At 48.5% G+C, this 15,507-nt stretch carries 12 protein-coding genes and 1 pseudogene; 10 read left to right on the top strand and 3 right to left on the bottom strand.

The features are described 5' to 3' along the window. The first annotated feature begins 342 nt into the window (after window positions 1-342). From KHX94_RS18125 to KHX94_RS18140, 4 genes are all read left to right on the top strand, one after another. Window positions 343-1,896: a methyl-accepting chemotaxis protein gene (locus tag KHX94_RS18125; RefSeq protein WP_213681659.1), complete on the top strand. Its 1,554-nt coding sequence runs from the start codon at window positions 343-345 to the stop codon at window positions 1,894-1,896. Between the two features lie 99 nt (window positions 1,897-1,995). Next, window positions 1,996-2,778, top strand: coding sequence for a CLCA_X family protein (locus KHX94_RS18130; RefSeq protein WP_213683512.1), 783 nt, complete (start codon window positions 1,996-1,998; stop codon window positions 2,776-2,778). A 147-nt stretch (window positions 2,779-2,925) separates the two neighbouring features. After that, window positions 2,926-3,615: an SDR family oxidoreductase gene (locus KHX94_RS18135; RefSeq protein ID WP_213681660.1), complete on the top strand. Its 690-nt coding sequence runs from the start codon at window positions 2,926-2,928 to the stop codon at window positions 3,613-3,615. A 488-nt stretch (window positions 3,616-4,103) separates the two neighbouring features. After that, window positions 4,104-4,373, top strand: coding sequence for a hypothetical protein (locus KHX94_RS18140; RefSeq protein WP_213681661.1), 270 nt, complete (start codon window positions 4,104-4,106; stop codon window positions 4,371-4,373). A gap of 8 nt (window positions 4,374-4,381) precedes the next feature. Here the strand turns inward: KHX94_RS18140 and dgt are convergent. Then, window positions 4,382-5,832 (bottom strand): annotated as a pseudogene (gene dgt / locus KHX94_RS18145) (dGTPase). A gap of 131 nt (window positions 5,833-5,963) precedes the next feature. Between dgt and KHX94_RS18150 the strand changes: the two are divergent. The 5 genes from KHX94_RS18150 to KHX94_RS18170 all read left to right on the top strand — a co-directional run bounded on the left by KHX94_RS18150 (window position 5,964) and on the right by KHX94_RS18170 (window position 10,216). Further along, window positions 5,964-6,431, top strand: coding sequence for a hypothetical protein (locus KHX94_RS18150; protein ID WP_213681662.1), 468 nt, complete (start codon window positions 5,964-5,966; stop codon window positions 6,429-6,431). A gap of 109 nt (window positions 6,432-6,540) precedes the next feature. Next, the gene (locus tag KHX94_RS18155; protein WP_213681663.1) at window positions 6,541-8,328 is read left to right on the top strand and encodes a DUF885 domain-containing protein; all 1,788 of its coding nucleotides are present in this window, start codon (window positions 6,541-6,543) and stop codon (window positions 8,326-8,328) included. A gap of 155 nt (window positions 8,329-8,483) precedes the next feature. Then, entirely contained in the window at window positions 8,484-9,611 is a 1,128-nt protein-coding gene (locus KHX94_RS18160) for a M14 family metallopeptidase (RefSeq protein WP_213681664.1), read from the top strand. A 9-nt stretch (window positions 9,612-9,620) separates the two neighbouring features. Further along, window positions 9,621-9,938, top strand: coding sequence for a zinc ribbon domain-containing protein (locus KHX94_RS18165; RefSeq protein ID WP_213681665.1), 318 nt, complete (start codon window positions 9,621-9,623; stop codon window positions 9,936-9,938). Further along, window positions 9,935-10,216, top strand: a complete 282-nt coding sequence (locus tag KHX94_RS18170) for a DUF1315 family protein (RefSeq protein ID WP_213681666.1) — start codon at window positions 9,935-9,937, stop codon at window positions 10,214-10,216. Before KHX94_RS18165 ends, KHX94_RS18170 begins: the two co-directional genes overlap by 4 nt. A gap of 90 nt (window positions 10,217-10,306) precedes the next feature. On the opposite strand, the gene ansA is transcribed toward KHX94_RS18170, so the two are convergent. After that, entirely contained in the window at window positions 10,307-11,320 is a 1,014-nt protein-coding gene (gene ansA / locus KHX94_RS18175; protein ID WP_213681667.1) for an asparaginase, read from the bottom strand. Between the two features lie 93 nt (window positions 11,321-11,413). After that, on the bottom strand, window positions 11,414-13,267 hold the full coding sequence (gene sppA, locus KHX94_RS18180) for a signal peptide peptidase SppA (protein ID WP_213681668.1): 1,854 nt from the start codon (window positions 13,265-13,267) through the stop codon (window positions 11,414-11,416). A 187-nt stretch (window positions 13,268-13,454) separates the two neighbouring features. Here sppA and KHX94_RS18185 point away from each other — a divergent pair, with 187 nt between their 5' ends. Beyond that, window positions 13,455-15,458 carry an NADPH-dependent 2,4-dienoyl-CoA reductase gene (locus KHX94_RS18185; protein ID WP_213683513.1) on the top strand — a complete coding sequence of 668 codons (2,004 nt, stop codon included), beginning with the start codon at window positions 13,455-13,457 and terminating at the stop codon, window positions 15,456-15,458. Window positions 15,459-15,507 lie beyond the last annotated feature (49 nt).

The following is a 15,507-nucleotide window of genomic DNA, read 5'->3' on the forward strand; positions in this document are numbered from 1 at the left end:
AGTGGTTAAGCTCGATATCCCCGGCATGATCCTGCTGCTTTACCGGTGGTTGAGATGGCTATCCGCTATTATAAATAGTGCTTTGCTCAGTATTTAATCAATTGGTTCTACAGTATCAATTTTTTGTTAGGTAGGCGTTACAGAATATTCTACATTAGCAAAAGATTACCAAATGGTGCGATAAATTGCCGTCTGTTTGCTTGGTAATCTTTTGAACAATATAAAATTAAAATGATTTTCTATAAAAAGTTGAAGGTCACGAAAGTTGGCTAATACTTATGATACCTGAGTCAGCGCGAATTAATGGATTCCCTCTGTGGAGTTCAAGGGATTGAAACCTCTATGCGAAAAAACTTACCTGTTAATGACCGAGAGCGTACCTTCAGTGAACAGCAAAAACTGATATCGGTCACCGACCTTACTGGCGTCATTACCGAATGTAATGAAGCATTTATCGATATCAGTGGCTATACCCGAGAAGAACTTATTGGCCAGCCACATAACCTTGTCCGTCATCCCGATATGCCGCCGGAAGCATTCCGTAATATGTGGGATTATCTCAAGCAGGGCAAACCATGGATGGGGATTGTCAAAAACCGCTGTAAAAATGGTGATTTTTACTGGGTTAACGCATATGTTACGCCCATGACGGATAACGGAAAAGTTGTTGGTTTTCAGTCAGTAAGAACCAAGGCTAAGCCTCAGGATATTGAACGTTGCAACACCTTGTATCGGCGTTTGAATGCGGGTAAGGGGCTAAAGTCTCAGCGCTTACTGGGTGTTGAGAATATGTTTATCTCTGCGGCAATTACCGTTTGTACCTTGTTATATTTGGCTGGGCATAGCAGTTTCTCAGAATCTTTGTTGACCCTGTCTTTCATTATTTATGCTGTTCTCGTCAATGTGTCTAAAAAACAGATCTACAACAACCTGATGGACATGCTCGACGGTAGTTTCAGAGATCCGCTGGCGGTACAAAGCTATACGGATCAGCGTAATACCCTTGGAGCTATTAAGGTAGCGATTCTCAGTGAGCGAGCGCATCTCAATACCGTTTTGACGCGAATGGAACATGCTGCCACGCGCATGGTAAATGAAACCGATGCTTCAGTGAATCTGACCGAACGTTCAGAGCAAACGCTTGGCAGACAACACCAGGAAACTGAGCAAGTGGCAACGGCCATGAACCAGATGACCACTACGATTACCGAAGTGTCTCGCCATGTTTCAGACACGACTGAACGGGTAAGAAAATCCACCACACTTGCCGGGGAAGCCCAAGCGGTAGCCGTTAAAACCAGTGAAGCCATTGAAGAATTACGGGTTGCCGTTGATAACATTTCCGGTTCGGTTGCTAGCGTGTCAGAGCAAACGGATAAAATTGCCTCCGTTGCGCAGATGATCCAACAGATTGCAGAGCAAACTAATCTGCTCGCCTTAAATGCTGCTATTGAAGCGGCGAGGGCGGGTGAGCAAGGGCGCGGTTTTGCGGTGGTGGCTGATGAAGTACGTTCATTGGCCAGTCGGACGCAGGAATCGACTAAGGAGATCCACGGTATTATCAAAGAGCTTGCTGAGCGCGCAGACGTTGCCGTCACCGTTGCCCAGCAAGGCCAAGGGAAAGCGCAGGTGGGCTTGGATCGCGTAAAAGACAGTGAAAGCCTGCTCTGCGGTATTGCGACTGAATTAAATAATATTTCTAAAATGGCGGTGCAAATGGCAGCCGCTGCTGAAGAACAAGCGCATGTATCAGAAGATATTAATCAACAGATCCACAATATTTCTGTCATGGCTCACAGCAGTCAAGAGGATGCCAAAGGTGCCTCTTCGCGGATCCATAATCTAAAGCAGATTGCAGGGAATTTATTGGACGTTGTGCAACGATTTGCACGCTAGATTTTGGCGCGGTAATGAACAGGTCGTCAGGGCTTTTCGCTGCCGCGCTGGCTATGTCATCATAGATACTATGCGTTTACTCTTTGAGGCCATGTGCCGTTGTTAGCCAACAGTCATTATATTCGCCAAGGGCCCGATTACCGTTTTGGCGAACAGCAAAGTTTTCTGGATGTGCGTGATACCTTTGGTTTTGCAGCAACCAGAGTCGGCCGCTGGGTGTCTGATGCCGAGTCAGCAATTGCCGCCAATCTGGTGTTTGATTCGTTGGCAGATTTAGCCTTTATTGTGAATGTTCCTCCGATAACCCTTGGTTTACGGCAGTCACTTAATCTGGATTTCGGTATTGGTGGGCGCAAGGGCGTGCAGGCGCATTATGCGCCAGGCAGTCGAACCTTGGCCCTTGCCAAAAATGCTGGGGCAGGTGCCTTAGCCCACGAATTCTGGCATGCATTGGATCACCATCTCGCCTTGGTGGCGTTTAAGAGCAGTGCCGTTATCCCCGCAATAAGTTTTGCCAGCGAACTCTGGTTGCAAGAGCTGCCGTTAAAATCACATCCCCTTAATCAGGCGTTGGCAGCACTATTTCGGCTAGTGTTATTGAATGCTGATGGTTCCGATGCCAGTCGCTATGTGTCTCGGGCAATTGCGCTAGATAAGACACAAGGTGTCTACTATTTTTCCCAGCCAACAGAGTTGATGGCGCGAGCATTTGAAAGTGCCATTGAACATTGCGCTAGTGTTCGTAATCAGTATTTAGTTTCGGGGACTCGCACGGGGGCGGCATATGCCCGTGGCGTGTACCCGGATGATACCGATTTACCACAGATTTTTGAGGCGATGCGCGAGTATTTTAGTCTGCTTGGACACATGTTAGCCCAGTGAATGCCAACCACTTCACGCTGCTGCAATTATTGTACGAGTAGCAGGAACCCAGCGGTTGACCGGGATGTTCTCGTTATCACACAATGTACTAGCATTCATGGACCGGCAATATCAGCGACAGCCGTTGGCATCGCTACAGGAGAAACTATGCCACAACTGTTGATCACCGGCGCTAATCGCGGCATTGGCTTAGCCTTAACCGAACTCTATCTGGCTTCAGGCTGGGATGTCGTTGCCTGTTGTCGCGATCCTTCCCAGGCCGACGACTTACTCTATTTGATCAGTGATAATCCAGGATTGGAAGTTTATCAGTTAGATGTTACTGATTACGATGGCCTGGCTGACTTGGCACAGGAACTCAGCGATCGGCCCATTGATTTATTGATCAATAATGCCGGTTACTACGGCCCTAATGCGGTATTGCTGGGTGATATCCCGGTAGAGGAATGGCGTAAGGTGCTGGAGATTAATACCATCGCCCCACTTAAAGTGACCGAGGCATTTTTACCGCAATTGCGTGCGGCCAAGGGAACTGTTGCTTGTATTAGTTCAAGTATGGGCAGTATTGAGGATAATCAGAGTGGTGGCAGTTATCTTTACCGCTCTTCTAAAGCGGCACTCAATGCGGTGACCAAGAGTCTAGCTCTGGATCTTGCCGCCGATGGGATTACCGCCGTCGTTATCCATCCTGGTTGGGTGCGCACCGACATGGGCGGACCGCATGGTTTGATTGATGCAAATGTCTCGGCTCAGGGGATTCAGTCATGTTTGGCGCAGTTGACGCCGCAAGACAGCGGTAAATTTTTTGATTATCACGGTAGACATCTCGCCTGGTAACTTTATTGCGCGGCCTGCTGTGAACCTATTATCCAAGAAGAAAACCTGCAATGGGTATGGCATCCTCCGATGCCTTTAAGCTTACTCTCTCGTTAACCCTCGCTCGACGATAGTGGCGCGCTGGCGAATAACATGGCAACAACAAATCCATCCTATTTTAAAGGTGTGAGCCGTTTTGCTAAGAGGAAAAAGCGGCCGCTAATCATAAGGATATACTTAATTATCAATAAAATTAGCAGCTACCGAGCCATCGCTGGTTAAATTTGCTACAATAACCAATCTGATTTGGTCGTTGTCGAGATAATCTCCGTGCTGCGGCCACACCGTTAGAGCCTTCCCGGTTTCAATATTATGTTCCCCTGTTTTCAGGTTATGGGGTGTTGTTTGCCGTTGGTATTTGGCTCACGGATGCCAATTTGGCAAAAGTGGCAGGCCCACCAAGGACCTGAATAGATGTCAGAAAAATAGATTCGGGAGGTAAAGTAAAAATGAGCGTTTCTGACTTTTCCCAGGAGCATCCTGCATTAATCCACACTGAACGTTGTACTGTGCTGTCACATACCCAGCGCGATGAAGGGGAATGGGTGCAACACACCTTGATGCTTAAAAACTATGAAACCCCATTTCGTTTCCGTCGCCCCAAAAAATATCGCAGTTTGAAAGGCGCCCAAGTGACGTTGGACTATTATCCGCAAACTACATTGGTTGCCGGGTTTGAAATGGAAACCATGCGAGTTGTGCGTATTCGCCGTAGCTGATCCAATACTTAGTCTAGCGCCATCATCAACCGATATTCATCGAGTGCGTATTCGTCCGTCATGCCGCTGATATAATCCTGTATCAGGCGGCAACGGTGGTAAAATTCCGGTAACTGCCCTGCGGCAATGGCGCGTTTATAGGTCGCCAGATGTTTGAGCGGTAGCCGCTTCAGTAATCGATATTCAATTAAATATTGCTGGCCTTTGCCTTCCAGTAGCGCCGCGAATGGCGTTTCTGGTAAACACAGTAACGGCCGATAACAATCCAGCAGCGTAGTCACAATGCGGTAGCCTCTGAGCTCCATTTGTTCTACTTCTTTATGATTGAATACCTTACGTATGGCTACCTGTTTTAAAGTTTCGGTGATCGCATGTTGGTAACCCTCATCTTCCAGTAGTGGTTGATTAAGATCGCCGCGAAAGACGGCCGCGAGGTTATCCACAAAGCGCCGTGCGGCATGATCCACCAATGGATGGATGAGTTTGACGCGCAAGAAAGTAAAAAACTGGCTCTGGGGATTAATGGCACTTTTAGCGGCGGCGACAGTGGCATACTGAATCGCATTTTTCATGAGCGGCAGATGCTGCTCGGGCAGTGACATTTGTTGACACTGATGTTGATACTCTGCCAGCAGTTGTCGTTGCAGTTGCTCCAGTGAGATAACATCTTTCTCCACGGCATCTTCAATATCGGCAAGGCAGTAGGAGATATCATCGGCAGCTTCCATAATGTAGCTTACTGGATGTCGGTTGCCGGGTGCCATGGCTAATGCTTGACACATATCGGCAACCACAGTGCGTTCACTGGCATAGTAGCCAACTTTTTCATCAAGTAGGATTTATCGGCTGGACGTTCGGCTTTGGGCTGGGTGCCACAGCGGGTGTACTTGAAGATCCCGGCGAGTTGACTGTAGGTCAGATTAAGTCCGAGCAAAGTATGCATCAGTCGCAGTCCTTGAGCGTTGCCTTCGAACTGACAGATATCACGGCAGAGATCTTGCTGTAATTGGAAATCGGCGGGCGCTATCTGCGAGACATGCTGATTAAACCAATCGCTGATAGCCGCCTCACCAAAATGCCCAAATGGTGGGTTGCCCACATCGTGCATCAAACACGCCATTTCAACCAGTGTTTCTAGCGGTCTTGCCATGCCATCAAGGCCAAAGGCGGTCAGCTCAGTTCCTTGTTGGGTTAAGCACTCAAAGATTTTCTGTACGATAAAACGCCCGGTTTGTTGTACTTCAAGGGAATGGGTTAATCGGCTGCGTACCGCCGCATTGCGCTCAAGGGGAAACACCTGCGTTTTTTGCTGTAACCGCCGGATGGCCGCGGAGTTAATAATTCGGCCACGATCGCTTTCGTAGGCGCGTTGCAAGGTTTCTCGTTCGCCTGTGCTGTTATGCTGGCTGTTATAAGGGCGAGACAAGGTGATGCGCCGCGAAAAATCGATATCGGTCATAATAATTCCGTTTAATAGTTATCTTGCTGATCTATAGACAAAAGATAATTCACTCTTATGTGCTCAGTCTAAATCAATCTGTGGTATTGTCACAGCGGCTTATTTTTACCGCCCGTTACTGGAGTCAATAGATGTCAAAAACCATTGTTACCGCCCTGATTGTGATTGGTTTAGTTATTCTTGGATTATTTGGTTGGCAGCATCAGCGGGCAAAACAACTACCGTTATCGGGGAGCTGGAGCAGCGGTTGTATTGTGGACGGCGATAAGAGCAAGGAATTCATTATGGAGTTCGGTAAAGACACTTATCGCAGTAATGCGAGCTTGTATGACAATACCCAGTGTCAGGCGCCAACCATCAGTGAATACCACGGCAGTGCTTATGCTGAAGTTGCTGATGCGCACTTGCAGACATGTGACGGCTCCGAAGCCATCATGTTTACCCTGTATTGGGATGATAAAACCCAACCTAAGCCACTGGTGATACAGCATATGGCCAATAATCAACTGTTGACGGGATTCCCTCAGCCTCAAACCGCAGATGGTAAAGGCCGAGGTTGGTGCATCGACAAGTCCACGGTTTATTCTCCGCTGAAGTGAGTCGGCGTAAAACTGTAACAAACTGTGAGATATGGCGATTTAAAGCTGCAATCAATCACGCCGCGTGGTTAACTCGGTCGCAACAAACCGCAAGGAAGGAATGATAATAATGAAAAAACTGCTACTGCCGTTAACCATTGCCCTGGCGTTAGGCGGTCTGAGTGCTTGTCAGTCCACCAGCCCAGAAGCCACCGGAAATCAACTGATTGCCGCCATAAAAACTGACCAAAACCAGCAGTTCCACCGTTTTAGCCAACAGTTTATCGATGACTTTTGGCAACAGGTGCCAACGTATGCTTTGTTCAGTGGTTATCATAAATATGATGCCGTATTGGAAGTGCCTGATGCGGCGAGTCGTACCGCTATGCTGGCGTTTATTGCCAAATACCAAGGATTGTTAACCGCGTTTGATACCAATGCCTTAACGCCCGCCAATCTGATTGATTATCGCTTGATCGAAAACCAGCTTGCTAGCAGCAAATGGGAAATCAACGACTTTAAGTCGTGGCAGTGGGACCCTTCGAATTACAATGTGGCGGGTGGCTTTGCTCAGATCATCAATGAGAATTATGCCCCTCAGGAGCAACGTTTACGCTCCGTACTAGCGCGCTTGCAAAATGTGCCCGCTTATTACGCAGCGGCCAAGGCCAATATTCACAATCCGACACTGGAACACACACAACTGGCAATTGTGCAAAATCAAGGGGCGTTTTCTGTACTCTCGGATGAGTTACAAAAAACAGTGGCCGCTTCGGCACTGACGGAGGCTGAAAAGCAGTTGTTTGCGCAGCGATTGAGTGCGGCTAAGGCGGCAATCAACGATTACATCAGTTTTCTGCAAACCCTCGAAGGTAAGTTGCAACAGCAGGGGGCGAGAAGCTTCCGCATTGGTGAAAAACTTTATGAGCAAAAATTTGCTTATGATATTCAGTCAGGTATGACAGCCAAAGCCTTGTACGAAAAAGCCTTGTCAGACAAGGATAAAGTGCAACATGAAATGGCCAATATCACCAACAAGTTATGGTCAAAATATTTCACAACAGCAAAACCAACAGATGAAAAACAGGCCATTCGCCAGCTCATCGACAAGTTATCTGTCAACCACGTTAAACGTGAAGATTTTGTCGAAGAAATCAGAAAGCAGTTGCCACAACTGATCAAATTTGTGAATGAGCACCACTTGGTACAACTCGACAAAGATAAGCCTTTGGTGGTGCGTGAAACTCCCGCCTATTTTGGCGATGTAGCCGGGGCTTCTGTGAGTGCTCCTGGGCCTTATGATAAAGGCGGCAATACCTATTACAACGTGACACCGCTGGATGGCATGTCTGACGCCGCCGCTGAGAGTTATCTGCGCGAATATAACCACTGGGTGTTGCAGATCCTCAATATTCATGAGGCGATCCCCGGGCATTATGCGCAGTTAGTCTATGCCAATAAATCACCGAGTTTAATCAAGAGCCTGTTTGGTAACGGTGCCATGATTGAAGGCTGGGCGGTGTATGCCGAGCGGATGATGCTGGAAGAGGGCTATGGTAATTTTGAGCCTGAATTATGGTTGATGTATTACAAATGGAACCTGCGGGTTATTTGTAACACCATCCTGGATTACAGCATTCAGGTGAAGGGCATGACCAAAGAGCAGGCGATGGCGCTGATGACACAAGAAGCATTCCAGCAACAAGCCGAGGCGGAAGGTAAATGGCGCCGGGCAACCTTAAGCCAAGTGCAATTGACCAGTTATTATGCAGGCTTCCGTGCCATTTATGATCTGCGTGACGCAATCAAGGCGAAAGAAGGGAAGCAATTTAACTTGGAACAATTTAACGAGCAGTTCCTCAGCTATGGTAGCGCGCCAGTAAAATATATCCGGCAGTTGATGCTCCAGCAAAAATAGCCTTAGCTTGCGCGGAAAAGGCAGCAGTGGCTGCCTTTTTTATGGCCTTGTCTAGGCAAGGCTACGCATTTAATCTGCCGTTAATTTGGTTTATCCTAGGGCGGTTTTGAGCTTGCCGGATTTTATCTTCTCCGGCTGACAATCAAGGAATTTTTATGCGGATCAGTGCCAATTTTGATGGCGGCAATATCCAGGTATTAAGCCTGGAAAATAAAGATGATATCCAACTGGCAATCCGTCAGGATGAAGGTGGTGAATTCTATCAGTGGTTTAACTTTCGTTTTGAAGGTGATGTGGGGAATAGCTACACCCTTAACGTGGTGAATGCTGGCAGTTCTTCTTACCCTAAGGGCTGGGAAAACTATCAAGCAGTCGCCAGTTACGATCGGCAGCATTGGTTTCGATTACCAACCCAATATCAGCACGGTACCCTAAGTATTACGGTGGAACTGGATGCCGATGCTATCCAGATCGCTTATTTTGCGCCTTACAGTTACGAACGGCATTTGGACTTGCTCAGCGCCGTGCAAGTTCATCCTAAAGTGTCGCTGGAACACTTAGGATTGACGCTAGATGGCCGTGATATGACGCTGGTAAAAATTGGCGATGACAGTAATGACAAGAAAACCATCTGGATCACTGCCCGTCAGCATCCAGGTGAAACCATGGCGGAATGGCTTGTAGAAGGGCTCTTGTATAAGTTGTTAGATCCGGATGATCCCGTGTCCAAACAGTTGCTGGATAAAGCCAACTTTTATGTGGTGCCCAATATGAATCCAGACGGCAGTGTGCGCGGTCATCTACGTACTAACGCCAAAGGGGTGAATCTCAATCGCGAGTGGCAAACGCCGTCACTGGAAAACAGTCCAGAAGTCTATTATGTGGTCAACAAAATGCAACAGACCGGCGTGGATCTGTTCTATGACGTACATGGCGATGAAGGACTGCCTTATGTCTTTCTGGCCGGTTGTGACGGCGTCCCTGGTTGGAATGAACGCTTACAGCAGTTGCAAGAATCGTTTGAAAAGGCCTTGTTATTGGTGAGCCCAGATTTTCAAACCGAGTTTGGTTATGGCAAAGATGCGCCAGGAAAGGCAAATCTGACGATAGCGTCCAACTGGGTCGCCCAGACCTTCAACTGTCTATCTAATACCTTGGAAATGCCTTTCAAAGATAACGACAATCTGGCTGATCCTATGGTTGGTTGGTCTCCTGAACGTTGTATTTACCTTGGCGAAGCATCGTTAACCGCGATGTTGGCCGTGGTTGATCAGTTGCGGTAAGGAATCGATATGGCACTTACAACCTGTCCAATATGTGACAAGCGCATCTCTGACAAAGCGAAGATCTGTCCACATTGTCAGAGTGCACTGGATGGCGATATGTCTTCTGCGAGACGCATTAAGCAGATAGAGCAATCTACCCGGCTGATGACACACAGTTTCATTGCCATGACCATTTTCATCGCGGGTGTTGTGGTCTGGTTCTGGGGCGGAGACGTTGCCAGCGGGCCACGCGCAATTGTGGGTGGCGTATTGTTTGTCTTCGGTTTTGTAGGCTACCTGATCACTCGGGTACGGATTGTGTTGAATAAACGGAAACAGCTATGACAGATCTGTTGCAAGTGATTGATGAAATGCCGCTTGAAGTCTATGAGCGACTGAAAAGCGCTGCGGAAACCGGTAAGTGGGAAGATGGTAGCGCCTTGTCTGAAGAGCAGCGTGACTCCACTTTGCAGGTGGTGATGTTGTTTCAGCAACGTCGCCTGCAGCAACAGGAGCATTTCACCATAGGTAGCGATGGTAAGGTGATTGAGTTGTCGAAAGCCGAACTGAAAAAACGGTTTCGCGGTGACAACATCGCACAATTCAAAGAAGACGAGCTATAAAAACCCAAAGGGCGGCAGCGCGCTTGATAACAATCACGCTGCCGCCCTTAATTTTATTGCGGCTCGCTAAACTGGCCAGCTTTAATGTTATTAATCGTTGGTCAGCTCACCACAGAGATTTTGCTGCATCTTTTCACGGATTTCCGCCACAGTAAGATTTTTCGAAAACAGATAATGCAGTTTGGCTAATGCGGCTTCGGTGGTCATGTCAAAACCACTGATAAAGCCAGCTTCTGCCAGAGCGTTTCCTGTGGCATAGCCTCCCATATTCACCCGCCCTTGACGGCATTGTGTCAGGTTAACCAGTATGATGCCGCTGTCATTCGCCTGTTTCAGGGTTTGTAACAGCTCAGGATTTTGCGGCGCATTGCCCACGCCGTAAGTGAGTAGGATCAGCGCTTTTACCGGTTGTTGCAGAATATTGCGGAAGATTTCGTTCGAAATCCCTGGATAGAGCGTCACAATTCCTATCGGTTGTGGATGGATATGGGTCACCTGTAGTGGCGTGCCCGAATACTGAGTAATGGCACCTGCGCGCAGACGGATTTTAATGCCTGCCTCTAACAGTAATGGGAAATTGGGCGAGGCAAAGGCATCAAACCCATCCGCATGAGCCTTGGTGGTGCGGTTACCACGGAATAATTTGTTATTAAAAAACAGACAGACTTCTGCCACTGGATAGTTAGCGGCAATATACAGGGCATTGAGTAGATTGGTCTGCCCATCGGAGCGCAGCTCTGACAAGGGAATTTGTGAGCCCGTGATAATCACGGGTTTGGACAGATTCTGCAGCATAAACGACAACGCCGAAGCGGTGAAGGCCATAGTGTCGGTGCCATGCAGGATGACGAAGCCATCGTATTTGTCGTAATTGGCTTCAATATCATCCGCAATCATCTGCCAATGTGCCGGAGACATGTTGGATGAGTCGATTAGCGGTGAGTATTCATGTAACACAAATGCCGGCATTTCTTCACGGAAAAACTCCGGCATCGAATTAAGGCACTCTGTCAGAAAGCCTGCCACTGGTGCAAAGCCGTGTTCGGTTTTCTGCATACCGATGGTGCCGCCGGTATAGGCGATATAGATATTTTTTTTAGTCATCGGGAACAGCAATTGTGGGTACGTTAAAAATGAGGACTAAATTATATCAATAAAAAAATAAAGCCCGGATAACCGGGCCTTATTGAAGATTTTTCAATAACTGCAACTATCGCAGTACAGGTACACATGGTTGGGATCGTCGAACGAGGCGAATTCTTCGGCGATAGAGGTTAGCTGACCCAGCAGTTGTTGCGCCGCACTTGTGTGCGCTATACCCGCGGGCACCCATGCCGCAACATTAGTGAGTAGTTTCTGCATGAATAGCTGTTCTGGTGTTAACTCTTTTTCAATGACCCGGGTATCGTAATTAGATAATCCAGCTAATTCGGCAGCCTTGCTAACGGCGGCATCTTCATCGCCAAGATCATCAACCAAACCAAGTTCCTTGGCTTTTACACCGGACCAGACACGGCCTTGGGCGATTTTATCAACCTGTTCCAGTGTCATGTGGCGCTCTTTCGCCACCAACGAGATGAAATCCAGATAACCGCGTTCTATATTGCGTTGGATCACTTCTTTGACCCCATCAGATAGCGGCCTGGTTACCGACAGTGTCGACCAGTCAGAGGTGGCCACCCCATCGGTATGGATCCCTAAGGCTGCCAGCGAATCCTCAAACGTGGTTAACATACCAAAAATGCCGATAGAACCAGTCAAAGTCGCCGGGTTAGCGTAGATATAATCTGCGCTGGCGGAGATCCAGTAACCACCAGAAGCGGCCAAGCTGCTCATACTGACGACTACCGGTTTGCCCGCCGCTTTCAGGGCGAGCACTTCTTGGCGGATCTGCTCTGATGCAAATGCGCTGCCGCCAGGGCTGTCAACCCGTAATACAACGGCCTTGATCTTATTGTCAAAGCGAGCTTTGCGCAGTAGTGCCGACGTGCTGTCGCCGCCGATCGCCCCAGCCGGTTGGTTACCATTAAGAATATTGCCTTTGGCTACCACAATCCCCACCGCATCATGAGATATGATAGTTGGCGCTGGTGCCATTAACGCCGCGTAGTCATAGTAGTCAACTTGTTTGAAACTGTGCCCTTTGCTGGCCTTGCCCACCAGTTTAATCATCGCCTGACGGAACTGTTCGGCCGTGGCAAGCTGGTCAACCCATTTCATATTGACGGCCATGACAGCCGAGCGATCATCTGCCGCATTCAGCGCTGTCATATAATGTTCAGCATCAAGTCCGAAATCGGCAGGCTGTATGCCTCGATTCTTGGCCGCAGTGGTGGTGTATACATTCCAGATATCGCTCAGTAACGCGCTGTTGGCTTCTTTGGCAGCATCCGACATATCGTCCCGAATAAAGGGTTCCACCGCTGATTTGTAGGTGCCCACGCGGAATACATGAGTATTCACTTTGAGTTTATCTAACGCCGATTTATAAAATTGGCGGTAACTGCTCAAACCTTCGACCGTGACCATGCCTTGTGGGTTGAGGTAGATAGTATCGGCATAGGTTGCGAGCAGATACTGGTATTGATTGTAATAGTTACCAATGGCTATAACGGGCTTACCGCTTTTCTTGAACTGCTCAAGGTGATGACCAATGGTCTGGAGCTTGGTGATACCGCCGGGGGCTAAATCCGCCAAGTCCAGTACCAGTGCGGAGATGCGTTTGTCATTGGCGGCACTGTCGATGGTATAAAGCACATCGTTGAGTAACAGTTCACCATTAGCATCACGGCCTTGACGTTGTTTCATCAAGGCATCTATCGGGTCAATCTCTTGTTTCTGGTCTACCAGTCGGCCAGCCAGATTGAGTACCAGTGCCGAACCATCGTCTACCTTGACTTCATCATTACTGAACAGTGCTACAACAAACACGATCAACAACAAGAAAAAGAGTGGGAAAAACACCAGATTCAGCACCAACTTACGAATAAAGTTGATGACATTCCATATCAATATCAATGTATTTTTGGTTGTCAGAGGTTTCGCGGACATAACCTTTCCTTATTCCTTCGAGTAGGGCAATGCTAACTGAATTTATGCCGCTGGGCTAAATACATTTGTAAATGATCTTATACGGCTAACGGATTAAAACCACACGCTTGAGCTTGTGCTGGTGGCAGGTTATGCTGAATTAAAACATCTGTTTGAAAAAGGTATTTACATGGCGGCACAACGGCGGATGCTCGAACCTCTCGAACTGGGATTTACCTGCTTGAAAAACCGGGTGGTGATGGGATCAATGCACACCGGGCTGGAGGAGGAAAAAGGCGGCTTTGACAAGCTGGCCGCTTTTTACCGCGAACGGGTAGTGGGCGGTGTTGGCTTGATTGTTACGGGCGGTATTTCGCCCAATTTCCGCGGCCGTCTTACCCCTAATGCCACGCAATTGAGCTTCTCATGGCAAGTGGGAAAACATCGTATCGTCACCCGCGCCGTACATGATGCTGGTGGTAAAATATGTATGCAATTATTGCATGCGGGACGCTACGCCTATCATCCGTTTTCTGTGGCGCCGTCCAAACTTAAATCGCCCATCACCCCATTTACACCTAGGGCCATGTCCGCCCGACAAGTGCGCAAGACTATCCGCGATTTTGGCAACAGTGCCAGACTTGCACAAAAAGCTGGATATGATGGCGTAGAAATTATGGGCTCCGAAGGGTATCTGCTCAATCAGTTCATTTGCAGTCGTACCAACCAGCGTACCGATGAATATGGCGGTAATTTTGACAATCGCAGCCGTATTGCCATCGATATTGTTGAAGAGGTTCGCCGACGTGTTGGCCGCGATTTTATTGTGATCTTCCGTTTGTCCATGTTGGATTTGGTTGACGATGGTTCCAGTTGGGAAGAAGTGGTATTGCTGGCAAAGCGGTTGGAAATGGCGGGTGTGACATTGATTAACACGGGTATTGGCTGGCATGAAGCCCGCATTCCGACCATAGCAACCAGTGTGCCGCGGGCGGCATTCAGTTGGGTAACGGCCAAGTTGAGACAAGAGGTCACCATCCCGCTAATCGCCACCAACCGTATCAATATGCCTGAAGTTATTGAACAGATTTTAGCGAGTGGGCAGGCAGATATGGTGTCAATGGCGCGGCCATTGCTCGCAGATCCTGAGTTCGTCAACAAGGCAGCAGCCATGCAGGATGAAGCGATCAACACCTGTATTGGCTGTAATCAGGCATGTCTTGATCATACCTTCAAATTACAGCGCGCGACCTGTTTAGTGAATCCCCGCGCGGCCTATGAAAAAGAATTGAATTTCGTTAAAGCATACACACCGAAGAAGCTGGCCGTCATCGGCGCTGGCCCGGCAGGCATGGCATTTGCTGTGTATGCGGCGCAGCGGGGCCATCAAGTAACGTTATTTGAAGCCCGCAGCGATATCGGTGGCCAGTTTAATCTGGCAAAAGAGATCCCCGGTAAAGAGGAGTTCAGTGAAACTCTGCGTTACTTCCGTTATCAATTGGCGCATTGGCAGGTCGAGCTTAGATTGAATACTCCGGTTTCTGCCGAGTTGCTGGCAGCGCACGAGGTTGATGAAGTGATATTAGCGTCAGGGGTGGTTCCCAGACAGCTGCAATTGCCGGGCTTTGATAGTCCGCACGTGATCAGTTATCAGCAGTTGTTACGTGGTGAAGCCCAGGCTGGCGCTAACGTTGCCATTATTGGTGCCGGTGGCATTGGCTTTGATGTGGCGCAGTTTTTAGGGGAGGCGCATTCGGCAACCCTGCAACCGGCAAAGTGGTATCAACGCTGGGGCATTGATACCACCTATCAACAACGGGGTGGACTATTAGCCGAGACTGCCAAAGAGCTGCCACAACGGCAACTGTGGCTGTTGCAACGGAAACCGGGAACACCGGGCAAAACCCTAGGGAAAACGACTGGCTGGATCCATCGGGCAATGCTCAAATTGCATGGGGTAGAAACGTTGTCAGGCGTGAGTTACCAACACTTTGATGATGAAGGCTTGCACATTGTTGTTGAAGGCAAAGCTCGGGTATTACCAGTTGATACTGTCGTTGTATGTGCTGGCCAAGAATCTAATCTGACGTTGCTGCCAGCATTACAACAATTGGGTAAACCGCTGCACATTATTGGTGGTGCGAAACTGGCGGCGGAACTGGATGCCAAACGGGCGATCCGCGATGGCGCTGAGTTGGCAATGCGAATTTAGATAACGGCAAGCTTCGCAAGTAGGGTTGTCTTCTTTGTAGAAAACCCTG

It is taken from the genome of Shewanella dokdonensis, from assembly GCF_018394335.1.
In the GTDB taxonomy this organism is placed as follows: Bacteria; Pseudomonadota; Gammaproteobacteria; order Enterobacterales; family Shewanellaceae; genus Shewanella; species Shewanella dokdonensis.

Bases quoted from the DNA above. Each gene is read 5' to 3' on its own strand.
- ansA (WP_213681667.1), bottom strand. From the start codon at position 11,320: ATGACTAAAAAAAATATCTATATCGCCTATACCGGCGGCACCATCGGT.
- KHX94_RS18140 (WP_213681661.1), top strand. From the start codon at position 4,104: ATGAGCGTTTCTGACTTTTCCCAGGAGCATCCTGCATTAATCCACACT.
- KHX94_RS18170 (WP_213681666.1), top strand. From the start codon at position 9,935: ATGACAGATCTGTTGCAAGTGATTGATGAAATGCCGCTTGAAGTCTAT.
- KHX94_RS18150 (WP_213681662.1), top strand. From the start codon at position 5,964: ATGTCAAAAACCATTGTTACCGCCCTGATTGTGATTGGTTTAGTTATT.
- KHX94_RS18125 (WP_213681659.1), top strand. From the start codon at position 343: ATGCGAAAAAACTTACCTGTTAATGACCGAGAGCGTACCTTCAGTGAA.
- KHX94_RS18135 (WP_213681660.1), top strand. From the start codon at position 2,926: ATGCCACAACTGTTGATCACCGGCGCTAATCGCGGCATTGGCTTAGCC.
- KHX94_RS18165 (WP_213681665.1), top strand. From the start codon at position 9,621: ATGGCACTTACAACCTGTCCAATATGTGACAAGCGCATCTCTGACAAA.
- KHX94_RS18155 (WP_213681663.1), top strand. From the start codon at position 6,541: ATGAAAAAACTGCTACTGCCGTTAACCATTGCCCTGGCGTTAGGCGGT.
- KHX94_RS18185 (WP_213683513.1), top strand. From the start codon at position 13,455: ATGCTCGAACCTCTCGAACTGGGATTTACCTGCTTGAAAAACCGGGTG.
- sppA (WP_213681668.1), bottom strand. From the start codon at position 13,267: ATGTCCGCGAAACCTCTGACAACCAAAAATACATTGATATTGATATGG.
- KHX94_RS18160 (WP_213681664.1), top strand. From the start codon at position 8,484: ATGCGGATCAGTGCCAATTTTGATGGCGGCAATATCCAGGTATTAAGC.